Source organism: Vogesella mureinivorans, from assembly GCF_007644035.1.
Lineage (GTDB): Bacteria > Pseudomonadota > Gammaproteobacteria > Burkholderiales > Chromobacteriaceae > Vogesella > Vogesella mureinivorans.
Genome location: NZ_VMTV02000111.1, coordinates 1 through 263, shown reverse-complemented (window position 1 = coordinate 263; position 263 = coordinate 1). Strand labels below are relative to the sequence as shown.

Genomic DNA, 263 nt, shown 5'->3' with positions numbered 1-263 from the left:
GGCGCACATAGATGGCGATGGCGATCATTTAGCCGATGACGGCGAGAATGCCCGGCACGAAGGCGGCCATGAACAGCGTGGAGATGTTCTGCTGGGCGAGGATGGCGTAGATCACCAGCACCACCGAGGGCGGGATGAGAATGCCCAGGGTGCCGCCGGCCGCCAGGCAACCCACTGCCAGCGAGTTGGAGTACTTGTAGCGACGCAGCTCCGGCAGGGCCACCTGACCCATGGTCGCAGCGGTCGCCACCGATGAGCCACAG

1 protein-coding gene is annotated in these 263 nt (G+C 65.0%); it reads right to left on the bottom strand.

Features of this window, described 5'->3' with window-relative positions; translation table 11 throughout:
* Nucleotides 1-28: 28 nt before the first annotated feature.
* Nucleotides 29-263: TRAP transporter large permease subunit (locus tag FLQ44_RS02865; RefSeq protein WP_206208638.1), on the bottom strand; the 235-nt coding region annotated here is incomplete at its 5' end.